This window comes from Parviterribacter kavangonensis (assembly GCF_056863335.1).
The window spans coordinates 387,628-408,395 of sequence record NZ_JBXPJA010000003.1; the positions used below are offsets into that span (position 1 = coordinate 387,628).

At 73.5% G+C, this 20,768-nt stretch carries 20 protein-coding genes; 10 read left to right on the forward strand and 10 right to left on the reverse strand.

Annotated elements, in window-relative coordinates; all coding sequences use genetic code 11:
• Nucleotide 1: 1 nt before the first annotated feature.
• Genes AC1UE4_RS21745 through AC1UE4_RS21755 form a run of 3 tightly spaced genes read left to right on the forward strand, consistent with a single transcriptional unit; the run spans nucleotide 2 to nucleotide 3,095 of the window.
• A complete protein-coding gene (locus AC1UE4_RS21745; protein WP_482919428.1) occupies nucleotides 2-760 on the forward strand; it encodes a phosphosulfolactate synthase in 759 nt (252 codons plus the stop codon).
• Nucleotides 757-1,296 (forward strand): histidine phosphatase family protein, encoded by a 540-nt coding sequence (locus AC1UE4_RS21750; RefSeq protein WP_482919429.1) that lies wholly within the window; start codon nucleotides 757-759, stop codon nucleotides 1,294-1,296. Before AC1UE4_RS21745 ends, AC1UE4_RS21750 begins: the two co-directional genes overlap by 4 nt.
• On the forward strand, nucleotides 1,293-3,095 hold the full coding sequence (locus AC1UE4_RS21755) for a N,N-dimethylformamidase beta subunit family domain-containing protein (RefSeq protein WP_482919430.1): 1,803 nt from the start codon (nucleotides 1,293-1,295) through the stop codon (nucleotides 3,093-3,095). The genes AC1UE4_RS21750 and AC1UE4_RS21755 overlap by 4 nt, the downstream gene beginning before the upstream one ends.
• Here AC1UE4_RS21755 and AC1UE4_RS21760 read toward each other — a convergent pair.
• From AC1UE4_RS21760 to AC1UE4_RS21775, 4 genes are all read right to left on the reverse strand, one after another.
• A complete protein-coding gene (locus tag AC1UE4_RS21760; protein WP_482919431.1) occupies nucleotides 3,092-3,442 on the reverse strand; it encodes a hypothetical protein in 351 nt (116 codons plus the stop codon). The two genes, AC1UE4_RS21755 and AC1UE4_RS21760, sit on opposite strands and share 4 nt — an antisense overlap.
• 3 nt (nucleotides 3,443-3,445) lie before the next feature.
• The gene (locus tag AC1UE4_RS21765; RefSeq protein ID WP_482919432.1) at nucleotides 3,446-3,814 is read right to left on the reverse strand and encodes a hypothetical protein; all 369 of its coding nucleotides are present in this window, start codon (nucleotides 3,812-3,814) and stop codon (nucleotides 3,446-3,448) included.
• A 31-nt stretch (nucleotides 3,815-3,845) separates the two neighbouring features.
• Nucleotides 3,846-4,577: a ZIP family metal transporter gene (locus AC1UE4_RS21770; RefSeq protein WP_482919433.1), complete on the reverse strand. Its 732-nt coding sequence runs from the start codon at nucleotides 4,575-4,577 to the stop codon at nucleotides 3,846-3,848.
• Between the two features lie 78 nt (nucleotides 4,578-4,655).
• Nucleotides 4,656-5,624 (reverse strand): NAD-dependent epimerase/dehydratase family protein, encoded by a 969-nt coding sequence (locus tag AC1UE4_RS21775; protein WP_482919434.1) that lies wholly within the window; start codon nucleotides 5,622-5,624, stop codon nucleotides 4,656-4,658.
• A gap of 25 nt (nucleotides 5,625-5,649) precedes the next feature.
• Here AC1UE4_RS21775 and AC1UE4_RS21780 point away from each other — a divergent pair, with 25 nt between their 5' ends.
• Nucleotides 5,650-6,732, forward strand: coding sequence for a glycosyltransferase family 2 protein (locus AC1UE4_RS21780; protein ID WP_482919435.1), 1,083 nt, complete (start codon nucleotides 5,650-5,652; stop codon nucleotides 6,730-6,732).
• Complete coding sequence (locus tag AC1UE4_RS21785) at nucleotides 6,729-7,316, forward strand: sugar transferase (RefSeq protein ID WP_482919436.1); 588 nt, start codon at nucleotides 6,729-6,731, stop codon at nucleotides 7,314-7,316. Before AC1UE4_RS21780 ends, AC1UE4_RS21785 begins: the two co-directional genes overlap by 4 nt.
• On the opposite strand, the gene AC1UE4_RS21790 is transcribed toward AC1UE4_RS21785, so the two are convergent.
• Complete coding sequence (locus tag AC1UE4_RS21790; RefSeq protein WP_482919437.1) at nucleotides 7,283-8,164, reverse strand: ion transporter; 882 nt, start codon at nucleotides 8,162-8,164, stop codon at nucleotides 7,283-7,285. The genes AC1UE4_RS21785 and AC1UE4_RS21790 overlap by 34 nt on opposite strands.
• A gap of 29 nt (nucleotides 8,165-8,193) precedes the next feature.
• Between AC1UE4_RS21790 and AC1UE4_RS21795 the strand changes: the two genes are divergently transcribed.
• Nucleotides 8,194-9,204: an ATP-grasp domain-containing protein gene (locus AC1UE4_RS21795; protein WP_482919438.1), complete on the forward strand. Its 1,011-nt coding sequence runs from the start codon at nucleotides 8,194-8,196 to the stop codon at nucleotides 9,202-9,204.
• Here the strand turns inward: AC1UE4_RS21795 and AC1UE4_RS21800 are convergent.
• The 3 genes from AC1UE4_RS21800 to AC1UE4_RS21810 all read right to left on the reverse strand — a co-directional run bounded on the left by AC1UE4_RS21800 (nucleotide 9,155) and on the right by AC1UE4_RS21810 (nucleotide 12,523).
• On the reverse strand, nucleotides 9,155-10,810 hold the full coding sequence (locus tag AC1UE4_RS21800; protein ID WP_482919439.1) for an N-acetylmuramoyl-L-alanine amidase: 1,656 nt from the start codon (nucleotides 10,808-10,810) through the stop codon (nucleotides 9,155-9,157). The genes AC1UE4_RS21795 and AC1UE4_RS21800 overlap by 50 nt on opposite strands.
• 67 nt (nucleotides 10,811-10,877) lie before the next feature.
• On the reverse strand, nucleotides 10,878-11,576 hold the full coding sequence (locus tag AC1UE4_RS21805; protein ID WP_482919440.1) for a DUF3105 domain-containing protein: 699 nt from the start codon (nucleotides 11,574-11,576) through the stop codon (nucleotides 10,878-10,880).
• A 23-nt stretch (nucleotides 11,577-11,599) separates the two neighbouring features.
• Complete coding sequence (locus tag AC1UE4_RS21810) at nucleotides 11,600-12,523, reverse strand: alpha/beta fold hydrolase (protein WP_482919803.1); 924 nt, start codon at nucleotides 12,521-12,523, stop codon at nucleotides 11,600-11,602.
• Here AC1UE4_RS21810 and AC1UE4_RS21815 point away from each other — a divergent pair.
• From AC1UE4_RS21815 to AC1UE4_RS21825, 3 genes are all read left to right on the forward strand, one after another.
• Complete coding sequence (locus AC1UE4_RS21815; RefSeq protein ID WP_482919441.1) at nucleotides 12,522-14,297, forward strand: RNA polymerase sigma factor; 1,776 nt, start codon at nucleotides 12,522-12,524, stop codon at nucleotides 14,295-14,297. The two genes, AC1UE4_RS21810 and AC1UE4_RS21815, sit on opposite strands and share 2 nt — an antisense overlap.
• 84 nt (nucleotides 14,298-14,381) lie before the next feature.
• Nucleotides 14,382-15,419 carry a GGDEF domain-containing protein gene (locus AC1UE4_RS21820; RefSeq protein WP_482919442.1) on the forward strand — a complete coding sequence of 346 codons (1,038 nt, stop codon included), beginning with the start codon at nucleotides 14,382-14,384 and terminating at the stop codon, nucleotides 15,417-15,419.
• Between the two features lie 82 nt (nucleotides 15,420-15,501).
• Nucleotides 15,502-16,383, forward strand: coding sequence for an SDR family oxidoreductase (locus tag AC1UE4_RS21825; RefSeq protein ID WP_482919443.1), 882 nt, complete (start codon nucleotides 15,502-15,504; stop codon nucleotides 16,381-16,383).
• Here AC1UE4_RS21825 and AC1UE4_RS21830 read toward each other — a convergent pair.
• Nucleotides 16,373-17,260 (reverse strand): haloalkane dehalogenase, encoded by an 888-nt coding sequence (locus AC1UE4_RS21830; protein WP_482919444.1) that lies wholly within the window; start codon nucleotides 17,258-17,260, stop codon nucleotides 16,373-16,375. The two genes, AC1UE4_RS21825 and AC1UE4_RS21830, sit on opposite strands and share 11 nt — an antisense overlap.
• A gap of 11 nt (nucleotides 17,261-17,271) precedes the next feature.
• Between AC1UE4_RS21830 and tkt the strand changes: the two genes are divergently transcribed.
• Nucleotides 17,272-19,242 (forward strand): transketolase, encoded by a 1,971-nt coding sequence (gene tkt, locus AC1UE4_RS21835; RefSeq protein WP_482919445.1) that lies wholly within the window; start codon nucleotides 17,272-17,274, stop codon nucleotides 19,240-19,242.
• On the opposite strand, the gene AC1UE4_RS21840 is transcribed toward tkt, so the two are convergent.
• The gene (locus tag AC1UE4_RS21840) at nucleotides 19,239-20,741 is read right to left on the reverse strand and encodes a DUF5715 family protein (RefSeq protein WP_482919446.1); all 1,503 of its coding nucleotides are present in this window, start codon (nucleotides 20,739-20,741) and stop codon (nucleotides 19,239-19,241) included. The genes tkt and AC1UE4_RS21840 overlap by 4 nt on opposite strands.
• Nucleotides 20,742-20,768: the final 27 nt, after the last annotated feature.

The following is a 20,768-nucleotide window of genomic DNA, read 5'->3' on the forward strand; positions in this document are numbered from 1 at the left end:
CTTGGCCGGGGTCCCGCTCGACCTCCCCGCGCGGTCGTCCAAGCCGCGGGAGCAGGGGATCACGCACCTGATGGACCGCGGGCTCGCGGTCGCCGAGATCGACGCGCTCATGGAGGTCGCGGGCGAGTCGGTCGACATCGTCAAGCTCGGCTTCGGGACCGCGCTCGCGACCGGCAACCTCGAGCCGAAGCTCGCCCGCTACCGCGAGCACGGCGTGCCGGTCGTCCTCGGCGGCACGGTCACCGAGCTCGCGATCCAGCAGCGCCGCGTCGACCAGCTCGTCGAGTGGATCCGCTCGCTCGGCCTGCAGCACGTCGAGGTCTCCGACGGGACGATCGACCTCGACCCCGTCGAGAAGCGCGCGCTCATCAAGCGGCTCGCGGGCGACGGGTTCATCGTCCTCAGCGAGGTCGGCTCGAAGGACGACACGAAGATCATGGCCCCGTACGTGTGGGTCGAGCAGATCGAGGCCGAGCTGGCCGCCGGCGCGTGGAAGGTCATCTGCGAGGGCCGCGAGACCGGCACGGCGGGCATCGCGCGCCCCGACGGCGAGCTGCGGCAGGGGCTCATCGACGAGATCGCCCACGCGGTCGACCCCGCGAACATCATCTTCGAGGCGCCGCAGAAGGACCAGCAGGTCGTGCTGATCAAGCGCTTCGGCGCCGACGTCAACCTGGGGAACATCCCGCCGAACGACGTGCTGCCGCTCGAGACGATGCGGCTCGGGCTGCGCAGCGACACCATGGAGAAGCACGCGTGATCCTCCTGGCTCGCCACGGCGAGACCGCGGACAACAAGGACCGCCGCTTCCAGGGCCAGAAGGACGTCCCGCTCAACGACACCGGCCGCGAGCAGGCGCGCGCCCTCGCCGAGATCGCGAAGGGCGAGGGGCTCGTCGCGCTCTACGCGAGCCCGCTCAGCCGGGCGCGCGAGACGGCGGAGATCGTCGGCGCCGAGCTGGGGCTGGAGCCGCGCCTCGACGACCGCCTGAAGGAGGTCGACGTCGGCGACTGGGAGGGGCGCCTCAAGGACGACATCGCGCGGGAGGACCCCGAGGGCTGGGCGGCGTTCGGCCGCGCCGGCGAGGAGTGGCGGTTCCCCGGCGGCGAGTCGCTGCCGCAGCAGCAGAAGCGCGTCATCGCCGCGCTCGTCGACATCACGCAGGCGGGCGACCTGCCGGCGCTCGTCGTCTGCCACCGCGGCGTCATCCGCTGCGCCCTCGCGCACACCCACATCCGCGGGCTGGACACCTACCACGAGTGGACGGTCCCCAACGGCGAGCTGATCCGGCTGTGACGCGGTTCGCCGGCGCGGTCTTCGGCGCGCTCGTGCTCGCCACCATCGCCGCGTTCTTCGTCGCGCAGGACCTGAAGAGCACGCCGCCGGTCGTGTCGGACATCCGCGGGAACACGTTCTTCTCGCCCAACCGCGACGGCCGGTTCGAGCGGGCCTACCTGTCGTTCAGCGTCAAGCGCAAGGACGAGGTCCGGGTCACGATGCTCGACGCCGAGGGCGACGAGGTGCGGACGCTCGCCGAGGACCGCCGGGTCGCGCGCAACGGCCGCGTGCGGCTGAAGTGGGACGGCCGGGGCGACGACGGCCGCCGGGTGGCCGACGGCGAGTACTTCGCGCGGATCGTCCTGCGCCGTGCCGGCCGGTCGGTCACGGCGCCGCGCGGGGTGCTCCTCGACACGACGCCGCCGGTGCCGAAGGTGCTCGAGATCGGGCCGGAGACCGGCCCCGGCCCGGAGCTGCTGCCGCGGCCCGACGGCAAGCCGGTGACGATCCGCTTCCAGGCGCCGGGGGTGAGGCCCGAGGTCGACATCTGGCGGACGAGCCCGCAGGTGCGCCGCGTGACCGGCGTCAACATCGACGGCGACGAGCTCGGCGACGACAGCATCGGGACCGCGCGCTGGTCGGGCGTGCGCCGCGGCAAGCGCGTCGCGCCCGGCACGTTCGTCGCGGTCATCTCGTCGCGCGACCGGGCGGGGAACATCGGGACCTCGGTGCCGGGGCTCCAGCTGGGTCTCAAGCCGCGCGTGCGCTCCCGCGGTCCGGGCGGGATCACCGTCCGCTACCTCGCCGCGCAGCCGCCCGTGTACCCGGTGGCGGCTGGCAAGGACATCGAGGTCGGCGTCGACGCGCGGACGCAGCCGTGGCGCTGGGTCCTGCGGCGCGTCGGCGGCGCGCCCGCCCGGCGCGGCCGGCGCACGCGCGGCGGCCCGTTCCACGTGCAGGCGCCGAACGGCAAGAGCGGCCTGTTCCTGTTCGAGGCGAACACCGCGCTGCGCAAGACCACCGTTCCCATCGCCGTCGACGGCAAGGGCGACGAGCGCGTCCTCGTCGTCCTGCCCGCCTCGACGTGGCAGGGGCGCAACGCGGTCGACGACGACGGCGACGGGCTGCCGAACCTGCTCGACCTCGGCGCGCCGGTGCGCCTCGAGCGCGTCTACGCCGGCAGCGGCCTCCCGCAGGGCGTGACGCAGAACGAGGGCCCGCTGCTCGCCGCGCTGGACCGCGAGGGGCATCGGTACGACCTCACGACCGACGCGGCGCTCGCGGCCGGGCGCGGCCCGAAGCTCGAGGGGCACAAGGGCGTGCTGCTCGCGGGCGACACCGTCTGGCTGCCCGAGGACGTGCGGAGCGCGCTGCGCTCGTTCGTCGCGCGCGGCGGCGTGGTGGCGTCCTTCGGAACCGGCTCGCTGCGGCGCAAGGTCCGCCAGGACGCCACGCGGCTGTTCGACCCCACCCCGGCGGCGCGCGACGACCTCTTCGGCGCGCGGCTCGAGCCGGTCCAGAAGCGCGCGGTCGACCTCACGATCTTCGAGGACGACGAGCGCCTCCAGCTCTTCGCCGGCGGCCCCGGCCAGTTCCCGCAGGTCAAGGAGTGGGAGCCGACGGAGCGCATCGGCGGCGAGGCGCGCGAGCTGTCGTCGGCGGTCACGCCCGACGGGCGCAAGGTCATCGTCGCGACGCGCTTCGGCCGCGGCATCGTGATCCGGCCGGGCATCCCCGGCTTCGCCACGCGCGTCTCGGGCGACCGGTCGAGCGCCGAGCTGCTCGGCCGCATCTGGACCCTGCTGCGCGCCGGCTAGTCCTCGGGCGTGAAGCCGCGGCCGGGCAGCCGCTCGGCGAGCGGCAGCTCGTGGCCGGCCTCCCACACCTCGCTGCGCTCGGTGCGCCGCTGCAGCTCCTCGGCCAGCGGGCGCTGGCGGCGGTCGAAGACGACGATCACGGCGGGTCGCCCCGGCAGGCGCTTCAGCAGCCGGCGGCCCTGGCCGCGCAGGAAGCGGCGGTCGTCGAGCTGGGGCAGCTTGCCCGGCTCGATCGCGATGACGCGCGGCCAGCGCAGGAGCGCCTCGACCTCGGCGCGGCGCTCGCCCAGCTCCTCGACTCGGGCGGGGAGCAGGAGCACGCACAGCTGCGTCGGCAGCTCGGCCATCGGTCAGCTCGTGACGGGGGCGTCGATCGCGGTCAGCGCGATCTTCCTCCCCTGGTCCATCGCCCACGAGATCCTGGTGGGCAGGCCCTGCTCGGCGTGCTGCGTCAGGTGGAACAGGTCGAGCCTTCGGACGTCGACCGCGCGGACGACGAAGCGCTCCTCCGGCCCTCCGTCGACGGGCTTGAGGACGAGCCCGTCCTGCGTGACCGACGTCAGCACGCCGGTCGACTCGCCGCGATCGGGACCCGACGCGCTGCTGCTGTTGCTGCCACCGCCGCCCGAGCTGAGCGCGACCGCGCCGGACACCACGAGCAGCACGAGGACGAGCACGCCGAGGCGCACGAGGTCGCGTCGTTCGAGGCCGTTCTGCACGCCGCGGAGGTTCGCAGACCGGGCGGTGCGGTCACTCCGCTTGCGAGATCAGGACGGCCAGCGCGAAGCCGAGGCACGTCACGAGCCCGACGGTGCGCCCGCCGTGCTGGACGGCCTCGGGGATCATCGCGTCGGTCAGCATCACGAGCACCGCGCCCGCCGCGATGCCGAGGATGAGCGCGTTGACGTCCCCGGAGGCGTCGCCCAGCGCGAGGTACCCGACGCCGGAGGCCAGCGTCGTGACGAGGACGACGAGCGCCCACAGCCGCAGGACGTGCGAGGCGGGGCGGCCCGCCTTCTTCATCGCGTCGGCGGAGGCGAGCGACTCGGGGACGTTGGAGAGGAACACCGCGGCGACGAGCGCGGCGCCCACCGAGCCGCCCGCCGCGAGCCCGATCCCGATCGCCGCCTGCTCGGGCAGGCCGTCGAGCAGCGCGCCGAGCGCCAGCGTCGACCCGGACGCCTGCGCGTCCGCGCCGCGCGGCCGTGAGCTGCGGCGCCGGTTCCCCTGCGCCTCGAGCAGCCGGTCGCCGCCGTAGAACAGCAGCGCCCCGATCGCGATCCCGAACGCGAGCGGCGTGAAGCCGCCGACCTCGATCGCGTCGTCGGCGAGCTCGAAGCTCACGCCGGCGATCAGCGCGCCCGCCCCGAGCCCCATGAGCGCGCCGAGCATCCGCGGCTTCAGCTTGACCCGGAGTCCGATGATCGCACCGATCAACAACGACGACGCGGCGACGAACCCCCACAAGAGCGCTTCCAGCACGGCCGCTCCCTACCCGCAACAACGGGGTCAGGCACCGTGCGTGCGCACGCACGGTGCCTGACCCCGACGTTGCGCGGCTCATCCCGCCAGAGCGGCGAGCCCTTCGTCGCGGGTGACGACGGGCTCGTAGCCCAGCTCTCGCCGGGCCTTCTCGATCGAGAGCGTGCACTCCTGCGAGGCGGCCCAGAGCGCGAACCGCGTCAGCGGCGGGCGGCCGCGGAGGTGCAGCGTGCGCCACACGCCCTCGAAGGTCGCCGCCAGGGCGCGGGCGACGGGCTCGGGGACGCTGCGGTCGGGCGCCTCGAGGCCCTGCGACGCCAGCATCCGCTCGATCATCGTGCGGAACGCGATCGGCTCGCCGTCGGTGACGAACCACACGCCGCGGTCCTCGCCGCGCGTCGCCGCCAGGACGAGCCCCTCGACGACGTTGTCGACGTGGGTCGTCGAGGTCAGGTGCATCCCGTCGCCGATCCACGCCCACTGCCCGGCGCGGACCTGCGCGGAGATGACCGGCAGCAGCGTCGTGTCGCCGGGTCCCCAGACGAACCGCGGCCGAACGACGACGCCCTCGACGCCGTTCCCCGCGCCGGTGAGCACCTCGACCTCCGCCTCGGCCTTCGTGCGGCTGTAGAGCACCGGCGAGTCGAAGCGCAGCGGCATCGACTCGTCGGCGGCGATCAGCGGCTCGCCGGCCAGCAGCGCGGCCTCCGTGCCGACGTGGACGACGCGGCGCGCGCCCGCCCGCCGCGCGGCGGCGACGACGCTGCGCGTGCCGAGCACGTTGATGCGGTGGAAGTCCTTCGGGTCGCCCCAGTCCTCGACGTGCGCGGCGGCGTGGAACACGACCTCGCAACCGCGCGCGCCGGCCGCCAGCGCGTCGTCGTCGTTGACGTCGCCGTGGATCGGCTCGGCGCCGAGCTCGCGCACCTTCTCGGCCGACGCGGCCGAGCGCGAGAGGGCCCGGACGCGCACGCCGTCGCCGACGAGACGCGTGATCAGGCGGCCGCCGATGAAGCCCGAGCCACCGGTGACGAACGCGCCGTCCACCGGCTTCACCCTACATTGGCCGACCGTGACGACGTGGCTGCCGTCCTTCGTGCTCCTCTACGCCCAGGCCGGGTACCTCGGCCTGCTCGCGCTGTGGGCGAAGATCGTCGCGCCGGCGCCGCTCGATCAGCCGCCTGCCGGCGCCACGCCAAGCGTCACGCTCGTCATCGCCGCGCACAACGAGGACGCGGTCATCGAGGCGAAGGTGCGCAACGCGCTCGCGCTCGACTACCCGCGCGACCTGCTCGAGGTCGTCGTCTGCTGCGACGGCTGCACCGACGCGACCGTAGAGCGGGCGCGCACCGCCGGCGCCGACCTCGTGCTCGACCTGCCGCGCGGCGGCAAGATCCGCGCGCAGGACGCCGGGGTGGAGCGGGCGCGCGGCGACATCGTGGCGTTCAGCGACGCGAACGCGCTGCTCGACGCCGACGCGCTGCGCGAGCTCGTCGCGCCGTTCGCCGACGAGCGCGTCGGCTACGTCTGCGGGCAGGTCCGGTTCGTCAACGAGGCGGGGACGAACCAGGAGGGCCTCTACTGGCGCTACGAGATGGCCCTGCGCGCGTTCGAGTCGCGGCTGGCGTCCGTCACCGGCGGCAACGGCGCGATCTACGCCACGCGGCGCGAGGCGTACGTCGTGGTCGACGCGATCATGGGCCACGACCTCTCGTTCCCGTTCACCTTCGTGAAGAACGGCTGGCGCGCGGTCTACCGGCCGGCGGCGCGGGCGACCGAGAAGATGGTCCCGAGCATCGAGGGCGAGTGGCAGCGCAAGCGGCGGATGATGAGCCACGCGTGGCCGATCGTCTTCCGCGGCGGGCTGCTCGATCCGCGCGGCTACCCGCCGGGCTACGCGCTCATGATCTTCAGCCACCGCGTCCTGCGCTACGCGGGGCCGTTCCTGCACCTCGTCGCGCTGCGCTGGCGCCCGGCGCGGGCGGCGTCGCTCGTCCTGCTCGCCGCGACCGCCCTGGGCGGCCGGGTCCGGGCGCGGCCGCTGCTGGTCGCGCGCTACTACGTGCTGACGCAGGCGTCGATCGCCGCGGGCCTCTACGACTGGCTGCGTCACGGCACCGAGGCGGGCTGGAGCCAGGCGGAGGGCACCCGGTGATCCGCCGCGCGTTCGACGTCGTGGTCGCCGGCTGCGCGCTGCTCGTCACCTCGCCGGTGCTCCTCGGCGCGCTGCTCGCGATCCGCCTCGAGTCGCCCGGCCACCCGATCTACCGCCAGCGGCGCATCGGCAAGGACGGCGAGCCGTTCGACATGCTCAAGCTGCGCACGATGGTCGTCGGGGCGGAAGCGATCGGCTCGGGCCTCGCGGTCAACGAGGGCGACCCGCGCATCACCCGCGTCGGGGCGTTCCTGCGCCGCTTCTCGATCGACGAGCTGCCGAACCTGGTGAACGTCCTGCGCGGCGAGATGGCGATCATCGGCCCGCGCCCGACCGTGCAGGTCCAGGTCGAGCAGTACACCGACCGCCAGCGCGGCCGCCTCGCGGTCCGCCCCGGCCTCACCGGCTGGGCGCAGGTCAACGGCCGCGCCTCCCTGCGCTGGGACGAGCGGATCGAGCTCGACCTCTGGTACGTCGAGCACCGCTCCTGGCGCCTCGACCTCAAGATCATCGCCCGGACGATCCGGATCGTCCTCCTGGGCGAGGGGATCTACAAAGGCCGCACCGGTGGCTGGCGCGCCTGACGCAGGTCGTCCTCGAGCTCGTCGAGCAGCGCCCTGAGCGACGCGATCCGCTCGTGCGGATCGGTAGCGGGAGGCGCCGTGCCGTGCTCCAGCGCCTCCTCCGCGTCGCGCTCGGCGACGATCTCGCGTGCCCGCTCCATCGAGTTGACGATGACCCCGATGAAGAAGTTGAAGACGAGGAACGAGGCCACGAGGACGTAGCTGACGTAGAACGGGATCGTCCAGGCCGAGACCTCGCGGCCCTCCTCGATGTACGTCGGGAGGTTCTCGAGCGAGAGCACGACGAACATCGTCAGCATCGCCTCGCCGGCGTTCTCGAAGGCCGCCAGGTCGTCGCCGTAGATGACCCAGCCGACCATGCCGTAGAGGTAGACGAGCAGCAGCGTCATGATCGCCAGGCTGAAGACGCCGGGGATCGAGCGGGCCACCGCGGCGACGAGCACCCGCAGGTCGGGCAGCAGCCGCACGACGCGGACGATCCGCGCGAGCCGGACGAGCCGCAGCAGCGTCGCGTTCTCGCGCAGGCCGGGGAGGAAGCTCGCGGCGATGACGCAGAAGTCGAAGACGTTCCAGCCGCTCTTGAAGAAGTCCTGCGGCCGGCTGCCGTGCGCGACGATCCGGATGGCGAGCTCGACGACGAAGACGCCGAGGAAGAGGTCGTTGAGCGTGTGCAGCCACTGCGCGCCCTCGTCGTAGGTCTCGATGCCGAGGACGACCGCGTTGGCGAGGATGACCGCGAAGATCGCGAGGTTGAACGCCGTCGAGTCGGCGAGGTCCGCGCAGAACCGGACGACGGGCGAGCGGCTGTCGTGGTCCTCGCGGTCGTCGGTCGACGGCAGGTGTCGCATTCCGCCGCAGACTAGTCTGCGCGGCCACCTTGACCGCGATCCTCCTCACCGGCGTCGGGAAGCGCTACGACATCGTCAGCGCGTTCGCGCAGCATGCGACCGTCGTGGCCGCCGATCCGAGCCCGCTGGCGCCGGCGCAGCACGCCGCGCACCACCGGTTCGCCCCGCCGCTCATCAAGGACCCGGACTACGTGCCGGCGCTGCGGCGGGTGTGCGACGAGTTCGGCGTCGGCGCGATCGTGCCGCTGACCGACCTCGACATCGAGACGCTGGCGCAGGCGCGAGCCGACGGGCAGCTGCCGGAGGCGCTCGTGCCGGGGCCGGAGACGGCGACCGCGACGTACGACAAGTACGCCGCGCACCTCAAGCTGACCGAGCTGGGGCTGCCGTCGCCGCCGACGGTGCTGCCGGGCGAGGAGGCCGGCGCGTACCCGGTGATGCTCAAGCCGCGGCGCGGGTCGGGCGCGGACTCGATCTTCAAGGCCCACGACGCGGAGGAGGCGGCGTTCTTCGCGCGCTACCTGCGCGACAAGGACCCGATGGTGCAGCGCTTCATGGACGGGCCGGAGTTCTCGATGGACTGCCTGTCCGATCCCGACGGGCGCTGCCTGAACGTCATCCCGCGGTCGATGATCGAGTCGCGCGGCGGCGAGTCGATCAAGGGCACGGTGCTCGACGACCCGGAGCTCGTCGACCTCGGCCGGCGCGTCGTCGAGGCGCTCGGCGTCCGCGGCCCGTGCACGGTGCAGGCGTTCCGCGACCGCGAGATCGGACTCGGCATCACCGACGTGAACACGCGGTTCGGCGGCGCGTTCCCGGCGCCGATGTACGCCGCGCTGCCCGGCCGCACGTACCCGGAGCTCATCGTCCGCATGGCCGCGGGCGAGCGCGTCGAGCCGCACGTCGGCGAGTACCGCGCCGGCGTGACGTTCACCCGGTACTACTGGCAGCTCGAGCTCGACGGCGAGATGCAGCCGACCGACCGCGACATCATCGCGCCGCCGGGGCCGCCGCTCCCCCGAGCGACGAGGCTCGCCTGACCGCGCGTACGTAGAGGTCCGCGGCCACCGCCGACGTGTTCAGCGTGTCGCCGGCGAAGCGGACGCGCAGGCGGTAGAGGCCCGGCCGGGTGAGCGGGACGGCGGCGCGGAAGCGGCCCTTGCCCCTGGACTGCGTCCGGTACGTCCCGATCCGGACGTAGCGCCCGCGGCGCTCGCGCGCGACCTCGACGACGAGCTTCGCCTTGTTCGGCTCGATCGTCCCGGTCACCACGGCGCGCCGCCCGGCGAGCACGCGCGGCCCGGGGACCTTCGCGGTCAGCATCGGGCGCACGCTCACCGTGATCCGGGGCGAGACGACGTCGCCGACGGTCGCGCGGACCACGCGGTTGCGGTTCGTCGGCAGCTCGGCAGTCCAGACGCCGTCCCCGTTCGTCACGACCGCCGCGCCGATCGACCGGAACCCCTTGCTCGTGAGGATCTGCAGCCGGACGCGGGCATTCGCCACCGGCGCGCCGGAGGGGTCGGTGAGCCGGCCGGAGAGGCGGACGGGCTCGGGGAACGCGAGCTGCGTCCCGGCGGCCTGCAGCGTCATCGTCCCCGCCTGCATCGGCGTGCCGGGGATGACCTGCGGGGCGCGCTGGGCGGCGAGCTCGCGCAGGCGCGGCAGCTGCGCGTAGAGCTGCTCGCCCGGGCACTCGGTCGAGTCGCCGTCGCGGTGGCCGCTGATGCGGTCGAAGGTGACGAAGCGGCCGCTCGGGTAGCGGTTGGTCTCGCCGCCGGCCGACTCGACGGTGACCTCGCCGCTGACCGGCACGCCGTGCAGCGGCAGCTTCCACGCGATGAGGTTCGCCATCGCCTCGATCGCGGCGTCGGACTGCGGCACGTCCTGGTAGGTGCCGAGGTTCGCGATGCCGGTCGAGTTGGAGTTCCACCCCTGCGCCTGCGCGCCGACGACCGGCTGGTCGATCCCGCCGGCGCGACCCTCGAAGATCGTGCCGTACTTGTCGACGAGGAAGTTGTAGCCGATGTCGTTCCAGCCGTTGTTGTTGCGGTGGAACCGGCAGATCCCGAGCACCATCGCCTCGGAGTCCTCGGGCCCGTAGGTGTTCGCCGACACCGTGTGATGGACGAACGCCATCTGCACCGTGCCCATCGACGGCCCGCTGCGGGGCGGGCACTGGTTCCCCGCCCACTCGCTGCGCGGCACGATCGGCGGCTGCTCGCCCGCTGCGGCGCGCGCGACCGGGCGCGGGCGGTGGCGCTTGCCGGAGACGCGGATGAAGTGCGCCCGCAGCCCCTTGACACCGCGCGTCCCGCGCAGCTGCAGCGCGTCGGCGCCGCCCGCCCAGACCGGGTCGCTGCCGTGCGCGCCGGCATCGGCGCGCGGGACATGGACCCACTTCCGCCAGCGCCCGCCGTCGCGGACGCGCAGCTCGAGGTCGGCGGTCCTCGGGGCGCTGCGCCAGCGCAGCCCGACGACGTCGAAGCGCCGGCCGGGGGAGACGGTCACGGTCGCCGAGGCCGCCCGGGCGGCGCCGGGCGTCACGACGGGACGGGAGAAGTCCTCGGCCCGCGGAGCCGCCGAGGCGGCCGCGGGAAGGGCGAGCACGACGAGCGCGCCGGCGATGGACGGGAGGAAGCGCACCTTCTCCCGAACACGATGACCCGCGCTCGGTTGCGGCCCGCAAGATCCGGCCCGGGGTCAGGCGTCCCTACGGAATGAACTCAGGGCCCTTGTCGACGTAGTCCTTCCGGAAGGCCCGGAAGGCGTCGAAGACCTTGTCGTTCATCGAGGGGCAGGTGATCGACTTCGACCACGCCGTCGCGGCGACCGCGGCGGTCATGCTGGTCTGGTTCTGGAACAGGAGCGAGTGGTAGCCCTCCTGGCCCTTCACCTTCTCGTTGAACAGCTGCTCGAGCTGGGCGATCGTCCGCTCGGGCGTGCCCGGCTTGTACTGGAACTCGATGCGGCCGTGCTCGAGCGAGTGCACGGTGTGCTCCACCGCGGGCTCGTTGCCCGGCTCGTAGATCCCGTCGGCGGCGGCCTCGGGGTTGTGGGCGCCGGACGTCGGCGGGTTGGTCTTGTAGGTGACCTTCTCCGTCGTGTGGCCGCGACCCTCGACCGGATACGCCTTGACCGTGCAGCCGGCGGCCTTGGCGGCCTCGGTCAGGTCGGCGATCTGGACGGCCGGGATCGGGGGAGCGTCCTCGGCGCTGACGCCGCCGTTGCCGTCATCGCCGCCGCCGCCCGAGGCGACCGCGAGCACGACGATCGCGATGACCGCGGCCAGGAGGACACCGCCGCCCACGAACGCGAGCCGCTTGCGGCGGTCCGCGGTGGACTGCGCCGCCTGCTCGGCGGCGAGGCGCTCCTGGCGCCGGCGTTCCTTCTCCTCTGCTCGGCTCGACACGGCGCGACAGCGTACTGGGCGGACTACCCCGCTGCGGCCGCTGCCCGCTTGGGACGGCCGCTCGCCGGCCGCCAGCATTCGTCGATGAACGCGGCGATCTCGTTCGTGAGGCGCTCGGGCGCCATGCGCAGCTCGAGGATCGAGCTCGCCTCCAGCAGCCGCGCGCCCGGCAGCTCGCTCGCGAGCATGTCCGCGTCCGAGAACGGATGGACCGGATCCCGGGGGTGCCCGATCACGAGCGTCGGCTGCCGCAGCTGCCGCCGTTCGCGCCGCGGCGGCGCGATGCGGCCGAAGAACAGGCCTTCCAGCACGGCGGCGCTCGGCTCGGGGTCCTGGCGGATCGTGTCGAGCACGATGTTGGCCAGCAGCGGCAGCGGCTCCCGCGGCACCGCCTTCGCGACCGCCTGCACGCCGCGCATGAGCGGCGCGGCGTACTTCATGGTCAGCAGCGGCGGCAGGAACGCGATGCCGCAGGCGACCATCGCAGCGTCCAGCACGGGCATCTCGATGACCATCCCGCGCACGCGGTCCGGGGCGACGACTGCCGCCTCGAGCGCGGTGTTCGCCCCGAGCGACGTGCCCAGGACCACGGCCTGGTCGATCTCGAGGTGGTCGAGCAGCCCGATCGTCTGCTCGCCGAAGTAGGTCATCGAGTAGCGCCACATGTCGCGCGGGCGCTCGGACCGTCCGTGGCCCAGCAGGTCGAGCGTCACGACGCGGTTGCCCCGGGCGGCGATTGCGCGCGCCAGAGGCTCATGCATTCGTTGATTCAGGAGCAGACCATGCAGGAGGATCGTCGTACGATCGCCCTGGCCGTACGTCGTGTAAGCCAACCTGTGGCCGAAGTGCGTGAATGTCGGCACGATGGTGCAGGGTAAGGAAACCTCACGACCGACCAACCTCGCGCGGACGCGAGCGTTCAGTCGGTGTGCGCGTCCGTAGGTCATGGCCACAACAACAGCTCCCGCCCGCACCGCCGACTTCATCCGCCGGCCTCGTCGCACGCTGCGCTTCGCAAGCGATGGGGAGCTCGTGCGCCTGGTGCGCTGCGGGGACGAAGCCGCGTTCGAGGTCGTCTACGACCGCCACCACCGCGGGATCCTCGCCTTCTGCCGCCACATGGTCGGCTCCCGCGAGGAGGGCGAGGACGCCGTCCAGCACACCTTCGCCGCCGCCTACCGCGACCTCACCGAGTCCGACAAGCCGATCCAGCTCAAGGCCTGGCTCTACACGATCGCTCGCAACCGCTGCCTCTCCATCCTGCGCGCGCGACGCGAGCAGGTCAGCATCGAGGACGCCGAGCCCGCGACGGAGGGGCTCTCGTCCGAGGTCCAGCGCCGTCAGGACCTGCGCGACATGCTCAGCGACCTCCAGGCGCTGCCGGAGGACCAGCGCGCCGCCCTCGTCCTCGCCGAGCTCGGAGCCCTCTCGCACGAGGAGATAGCGGTGAGCCTCGGCGTGCGCAAGGACAAGGTCAAGGCCCTGGTGTTCCAGGCCCGGGAGTCCCTTGCCGCATCCCGGAAGGCCCGCGAGACGGACTGCCGCGAGATCCAGGAGCAGCTGTCGGTCCTGCGCGGCGGCGCCCTGCGCCGCACGGAGATCCGCCGGCACGTCGACCAGTGCCCGGCCTGCCAGGAGTTCAAGTCCGAGGTCCAGCGCCAGCGCGCGGCGATGGCCGTGATGCTGCCCGTCGTCCCGTCGATCGGCCTGCGCGAGGCGGCGCTGGGCGCCGCGTTCGGCGGGAGCGCGCTGGGCGGCGGCGCTGCGCTCGGCGGCGGTGCCGCGGGCGGCCTGCTCGCCGCCTCGGGCGCCAAGGGGCTCGCCGCGAAGGTCCTCACGATCGCCGCCGTCGCCGGCACCGCCACGGGCGGCGGGCTCATGGCGATCGACGAGCTCTCCGACGCGCCGGCCGAGTCGCGCGATCCGCTCGCGCTCGCCCCGTCCGAGCAGGGCGCGGTCAAGCTGGTGGAGACGCTGCGCGAGCGCGCCGGCACGGTCGCCGCCCAGCGCCAGACGGACCGCCGGGCGGCCGCCGCCACGCGGTCCGCGGCCGCGACCACCACCACGACCGCCGATCGCTCGTCGCGCGGCGGCGGCACCGCCACGAAGGCGAAGGTGCGCAAGCACAGCGCTCCGGTCGCGGACGGGCACGCGAGGATCCGCAAGTCGGCCGACGGGGAGGCGACGCCGATCGCGACCGCGCCCGCGGTGACGACCACCACGACCGTCGACACGACCACCGGCACGACCACCCCGACCGGATCGGGCAAGAAGGGCACGCCGCCCGGCCAGATCAAGCGCCGGGGACCGAAGGCGGTGCCGCCGGGGCAGCTCAAGCGCCGGGGGCCGAAGAAGGACCCGCCCGGTCAGCTCAAGCGAGCCGCCGACAAGATCGTGCCTCCGGGCCAGCTCAAGCGCGCCGCGGAGAAGCTCGTCCCGCCCGGCCTGCTCAAGCGCACGGCCGACAAGCTCGTTCCGCCCGGGCAGCGCAAGCGCCGCACGCCGAAGCACACGTCCGTCGTCGCCGGGCCCGTGCCGGCGATCCCGACGCAGAAGCTCAAGATCCGCGGGCCGAAGAAGGCCCGCCACGGCGCCGGCCCGTCGCCGAAGGGCAACGGGAACGCCACCACGGCCGCCGGCAACGGCGGCGGGAACGGCAACGGCGCGAAGGCCCGCGGGTCGGCGATCGCCGACGCCGTCGACCAGTCCCTCCTCCCGTAGAAGCACGTCGGGCATCCGTCCAGAACCGGGTGCAACCCGGTTTGACCGCCTGTCGCGCGCGGGCATCCCTGCGCTGACGCCCCGATGCTCCTCCTTGAAGTCCTGCTCGCCGCCGCTTGCCTCGCCCTGGCGCTCGCGGTCCTGATCGCCGTCCGCCGCGGCCGGCGCCTGCATGCGGCCGAGGACGCGGTCGTGGCGCTCGCGCAGGCCTGGTCCGAGGACGGCAGCTCGCGCGGGCGCGTCGTGTCGGCGGCGCAGCGCATCGCGGGCGCGCACCTGGCGTTCCTCGCCGAGCCCACGCGTCGCGGCGACGCGCTGCACATCACCGCCACCGCCGACGTCGCGCACCTGGCGGGGGAGCAGCTGCCGCTCGACCCGCAGCACTCGCTCGCCGCCCGCGCGTTCCTGACGAGCGCGCCGATCCACGTCGCCGACCTGCGCAAGGTCGAGTCGGCGACCCGCGCGCTCATCGAGGCCGAGGGCGTTCGTGCCACCTACATCCAGCCGGTCCACCGCGACGGGCGCATCGTCGGCGTGCTGCTGCTCGGCTGGCGGTCGCGCCGGCGCGAGCTGCCCGAGGGCCAGCGCGACCTCGTCGCCGTGCTCGCCGAGGACGCGGCCCGCGCGATCGAGCGCGACGCCCACGTCGCCCTGCTCGCCCGGCAGGCGCGCACGGACGAGCTGACCGCCCTGCCGAACCGGCGCGCATGGGACGAGGCGGTCCTCACCGAGATGGCGCGCGCCGAGCGCACGAACCGCCCGCTCTGCCTCGCGCTGCTCGACCTCGACCACTTCAAGGCCTACAACGACGCGCACGGCCATCAGGCCGGCGACGCGCACCTGCGCCGCACGGCCTCCTCCTGGCGGCGCGAGCTGCGCACGATCGACGTGCTCGCCCGCTACGGCGGCGAGGAGTTCGGCATCCTCCTGCCCGACTGCGACGCCGGCGAGGCGCTCGAGGTCGTCGACCGCGTCCGCTGCGCGACGCCGAACGGCCAGACCGCCTCGGCGGGCGTGGTCGTCTACGACGGGCGCGAGAGCCCCGAGCAGCTGCTCGCGCGCGCCGACGAGGCGCTCTACAAGGCCAAGCGGGCGGGGCGCGGGGTGACGATCCCGGCCTGAGCCACTAAGGTGACGCCTCCGTCACGGATTCACCGCGCCGCCGACGGCCGATGCCGCGGCGGCGCTCTCTTGGAGGGCAGGCATGGCGAAGACACCCCGCAACCTCACGGGCCAGGTTGCCGCGATCACCGGCGCCGCCCGCGGCATCGGGAAGGCGACCGCCGAGGCGTTCGTCCGGCAGGGCATGAAGGTCGCGATCGGCGACCTCGACCTCGCAGAGGCACAGCGGACCGCCGATCAGCTCGGCGCCGGCACGATCGCGCTCGAGCTCAACGTGACCGACCGCGCGTCGGTCGACGCGTTCCTCGACGCCGTCGAGCAGCAGCTCGGCCCGATCGACGTGCTCGTCAACAACGCGGGGATCATGCCGCTCGGGCCGTTCGAGCTCGAGTCCGACGAGACCGCGCAGCGCCAGATCGACATCAACATCAACGGCGTCCTGTTCGGCATGAAGTCGGTGCTGCCCCGCTTCCGCCAGCGCGGCCGCGGGCATCTGGTCAACGTCGCGTCGACGGCCGGCAAGGCCGGCTTCCCCGGCGGCGCGACGTACTGCGGCACCAAGCACTTCGTCGTCGGCGTCAGCGAGGCGGTCCGCGCCGAGGTGCGAGACAGCGACATCGAGGTCTCGTGCGTCATGCCGGGCGTCGTGAACACCGAGCTGGCGAGCGGCCTGCAGGAGGCGCGCGGCGTCAAGAACGTCAACCCCGAGGACGTCGCCGCCGAGATCGTCTCCGCGCTGCAGGAGCCGCGCTTCGACGTCTACGTCCCGCGCTCGATCGGCCCGATCAACAAGGTCATGGGGATCCTCCCGCGCGGTGGCCGCGAGGCGGTCGCCCGCGCGCTGAAGGCCGACCAGGTCCTCACGAACATCGACCACAACGCGCGCAAGGGCTACGAGCTGCGCGCCGCCCACTCCGATCCGGGCCTCGAGCCCGCCGAGGAGCGCAAGCAGCTCACGCCGTGAGCCACTCGGCGATCCGCCGGCCGATGAGCTCGCCCTGGTCCTCCTGCAGGAAGTGGGAGGCGCCGGGGATGAGCTCCGGCTCGGGGAGCCCGAGCACCTCGGCGAAGCGCTGACCGGTCGACGGGGGCAGCACCGGGTCCCCGTCGGCCCACAGCAGCAGGATCTCGCCCTCGAAGGCCTTCAGCGCCTCGAGCGTCCGCCGCCCTTCGGCCGCGCCCGGCGCGTCGGGGGTGAGCGGGATGAGCAGCGGGAACGCCCGCGCCCCCGCCTTCGACGCCGCCGTCGGGAACGGCGCCTCGTAGGCGCGGACGACCTCGTCCGGCAGGTCGGTCGCGGTCGCGCCCTGGACGAGCATCCCGATCGGCAGGTCCTCCGTCCGCTCGACGAAGTCGCGGAACATGTGCCACTGGTCGCTCATCTTCTGGTGCCCGGTGGAGACGCCGGTGTCCATCACGACGATGCGCGAGACGCGCTCGATCCCCGCCTCCATCGCGGTGCGCAGGCCGACCGGCCCGCCCCAGTCGTGGACGACGAACGTCGCGTCGCGCAGGTCGAGGTCGGTCAGCAGCGAGTGGGCGTGCTCGACGTGCCGGTCGTACGAGTACCAGCCGCGATCCGCCGGCTTGTCGGACCGGCCGAAGCCGGGCATGTCGGGGACGATGCAGCGGAAGCCCGCGTCGCGGACCGGCGGGAAGACGTGGCGCCAGAGGAACGACCAGGTGGGCTCGCCGTGCCAGAACACGACGGGCGGGCCGTCGCCCTCGTCGAGGTACGCGAGGCGCAGGTCGCCGCTCTGCCGGTACCGGGGCTCGTAGTCGAAGTCCGGCAGCCCGGCGAAGGCGTCGTCGGGAACGCGCACCACGTCGTCAGTCGTCATGCTCCGATGCTATGGCCACCTCCACAGCGGCGGACGCCCAGACCGCCATCAACACCATCCGGACCCTCGCGATGGACGCGGTGCAGAAGGCCAACAGCGGTCACCCCGGGATGCCTCTGGCGATGGCGCCGGCGGCGTACCTGCTGTACGCGGAGATCATGGATCACGACCCGAAGGCGCCGGGCTGGCCCGACCGCGATCGCTTCGTCCTCTCGGCCGGTCACGGCTCGATGCTGCTGTACGCGTCGCTGCACCTCGCCGGCTACGACCTCCCGCTGGACGAGCTCAAGAAGTTCCGCGCGTGGGGCTCGCTCACCCCCGGCCACCCCGAGCGCGACCGCGTTCACGTGACGCCCGGCGTCGAGGTGACGACAGGCCCGCTCGGCCAGGGCTTCGCGAACGGCGTCGGCATGGCGCTCGCCGAGCGCTTCCTGCGCGAGCGCTTCGGGACCGACGTCATGGACCACCACGTCTACGCGATCGTCTCCGACGGCGACCTCATGGAGGGCATCGCGTCGGAGGCGGCGTCGCTGGCGGGGCAGGTCGGGCTCGGCCGCCTCATCTACCTCTACGACGACAACGACGTCACGCTCGACGGCCCCGCATCGCTCAGCTTCAACGTCGAGGACCGCGCCAAGCGCTTCGAGGCCTACGGCTGGCACGTCCTGCACGTCGAGGACGCGAACGACCTCGACGCCCTGCGCGAGGCGATCCGCGCGGGCCAGGCGGAGGAGGAGCGGCCGACGCTCATCGACGTCCACTCGATCATCGGCTGGCCGTCGCCCGAGATGGGCACCTCCGACGTCCACGGCAAGGCGCTCGGCGAGGAGAACGTCCGCAAGACGAAGGAGGCGCTGGGCTGGGATCCCGACGCCCACTTCCTCGTTCCCGAGGGCGTGTACGCGGCGTTCGACCCGGAGCGCGGCGCCGAGGCGCACGCCGCGTGGCGCGAGCGGTTCGAGGCGTGGCGCACGCAGGATGCCGAGCTGGCCGCCGAGTGGGACTCGGGCTGGAACAACCGGCCGATGACCGACCTCGCGAAGGTGCTGCCGCGTTGGGAGCCGGGCGACAAGATCGCCACGCGCTCGGCCGGCGGCAAGGTCATGGCGGCGTTCGAGCCGCAGACGCCGACGATGGTCGGCGGCGCCGCGGACCTCACCGAGTCGACGAAGACGATCTTCCCCGACAGCGCGAAGTACACGAAGGAGGAGGCGGGCCGCAACGTCTTCTTCGGCGTGCGCGAGCACGGGATGGGCGGCGCGGTCAACGGCATGGCCGCCCACGGCGGGATCCTGCGGCCGTACGGCTCGACCTTCCTGCAGTTCGCCGACTACATGCGCGGCGCGATCCGCCTGTCGGCGCTGCAGGCGCTCGACGTCGCGTGGGTGTTCACGCACGACTCCGTCGCGCTCGGCGAGGACGGCCCGACGCACCAGCCGGTCGAGCACCTCGCCGCGCTGCGCGCGATCCCCGGGCTGACCGTGCTGCGTCCCGCCGACGCCAACGAGACCGCCGAGGCGTGGCGCGTGATCATCGAGGAGCTCGAGGGCCCGGCCGCGATGGCGCTCTCGCGGCAGGACCTGCCGGTGCTCGAGGGCACGGGACCGGGCGTGCTGCGGGGCGCGTACGTGCTCGCCGACGGCGACGATGGCACGATCGTCTCGACCGGCGCCGAGGTGTGGGTGTGCATGGCGGCGCGCGAGCAGCTCGCCGGGCGCGGCATCAGCGTGCGCGTCGTGTCGATGCCGAGCTGGGAGCTCTTCGAGCACCAGGACGAGGACTACAAGCGGTCGGTGTTCCGCGACCGCTCGAAGACGACCTCCGTGGAGGCCGCGGTGTCGATGGGGTGGGAGCGCTACGCGACCACGCACGTCGCGATCGACCGCTTCGGCGCCTCGGCGCCGGGCACCGAGGTGCTCGAGCGCTTCGGCTTCACCGCGTCGAACGTCGCCGACGTCGTCGCGAAGTCGCTCGGCGGCTAGCCCGACCGCTCCAGCAGCGGCAGCAGGGCCTTGGCCCGCGGTCCCACGGTCACGTGGATGGCCGCGGGCTCGCGCACCCACGCGATGACGTCGAGCGCGGTCAGCCGGTCGAGCACGAACTGGAACGCGAGCGCCTGCTTGCGGGACCGGTACCGGCGGAGCACGTCGAACGCGTAGCCCGTGGTGTGGAGCGAGTAGCCGGGGGTGGCCTCGCTGTTCGTGCGCAGCAGCTGGCGCTGGTAGCGCTCGTCTCGCACGGTGCTCGTGAGGATGAGCGGCTGGTCGCGGCTGATCGCCTCCGAGGCGCGCGCGAGGTACACGAGCAGCGCGAGCGCCTCCGGCTGCAGCCCGTGGTAGAGCGTCCGCGGCTGCTTGAGGCGGCGGGCGAGCGCGCCCATGTCGCGGTCGACCCGCACGCCGGCGCCGAGCAGGTCGCGCACCGGCAGCTCCTCGATCGAGCCGGCGTCGTACGCGCGGCGCAGGCCGTCGGGGTCGGCGAAGCGCTCGGTCGACGCGGCGGGGCGCAGCAGCTCCTCGCGCGAGTTCTTGCTCGTGATCGTCTCGGCGCGCTCGGCAAGCGCCTCGGGGTTGGCGCGGAAGCGGCGCATGACGTCCTTCGCGGCCAGGACGCGCCAGTAGTACGTCGACGAGTCGTCGCCGAACGACGCGAGCAGCGCCCACGCGCGCTGGTGGCGCAGCGGGGTCGAGTCGAAGTACAGCTGCGCGTAGGACGTGCCGTCGCCGGCGCCGAAGCGCCTGCGCACGGTGTCGAGGTTCCCGATGCCCATGTGGTACGAGACGACGGCGAGGTCGTCGCGGCCGAACTTCTCCTTGGCGAGCGTCAGGTACCGAGCCGTCGCCTCGAGCGCCTTGCGCGGGTCGTAGCGGTCGTCCACTCGCCGCCGCTGGGCCTGGAGGCGACGCACCTCCCGCGGCTTGTGGCGGCGAGTCGCCCGGCGGATGCGCTGCGTCAGCCGCGCGCTGCGGCTGACGTCGACGTGCATCCCGAGTAGGTTCTGCCCGGTCTCGGCGAGGATCTGCGTGAGCCCGACGGCGCCCTCGGTCGTCCCGGCGCGCGCGGTCGGGTCGCCGGCGCTCTCGAGGTAGACCATCGCCTCGAGCACGTCCGGGTCGAGGTTCGCGCGGTTCGCGACCTCCTCGACGAGCGGCCGCCACGCCGCCACGCGCTCTGCCGTCGCGACGGCGCCGCCGGGGACCTGCGCGTAGAGCGGATGCTCGAGGCCCGCCGCGGCGTGGCGGACGAGGTCGTCCTCGCGGTCGGCCGTCCACGCGAAGGGGTCGTCGATCCGGCCGAAGCGGTCGGGCGGGCGCGCCGTCGGGCGGTCGCCGGCGGTCTCCGGCTCGGACGCCTGCTCACGCGGAGCGGGCGACGCGCCGAGCGGCGATGGGCGGCCGTCGTCCCCGCCGCCGAGCAGCACGGAGGCGCCCCACGCAGCGAGGACGACCACCGCGAGCAGGGCGAGCAGGCGGTTCCTCAACGTCCACCCAGCGTGCCAGAGTCGCCG

Coding starts and splice junctions, on each gene's coding strand:
- AC1UE4_RS21820 (WP_482919442.1), top strand. CDS start 14,382: ATGCTCCTCCTTGAAGTCCTGCTCGCCGCCGCTTGCCTCGCCCTGGCG.
- AC1UE4_RS21815 (WP_482919441.1), top strand. CDS start 12,522: ATGGCCACAACAACAGCTCCCGCCCGCACCGCCGACTTCATCCGCCGG.
- AC1UE4_RS21830 (WP_482919444.1), bottom strand. CDS start 17,260: ATGACGACTGACGACGTGGTGCGCGTTCCCGACGACGCCTTCGCCGGG.
- AC1UE4_RS21810 (WP_482919803.1), bottom strand. CDS start 12,523: ATGACCTACGGACGCGCACACCGACTGAACGCTCGCGTCCGCGCGAGG.
- AC1UE4_RS21790 (WP_482919437.1), bottom strand. CDS start 8,164: ATGCGACACCTGCCGTCGACCGACGACCGCGAGGACCACGACAGCCGC.
- AC1UE4_RS21825 (WP_482919443.1), top strand. CDS start 15,502: ATGGCGAAGACACCCCGCAACCTCACGGGCCAGGTTGCCGCGATCACC.
- tkt (WP_482919445.1), top strand. CDS start 17,272: ATGGCCACCTCCACAGCGGCGGACGCCCAGACCGCCATCAACACCATC.
- AC1UE4_RS21760 (WP_482919431.1), bottom strand. CDS start 3,442: ATGGCCGAGCTGCCGACGCAGCTGTGCGTGCTCCTGCTCCCCGCCCGA.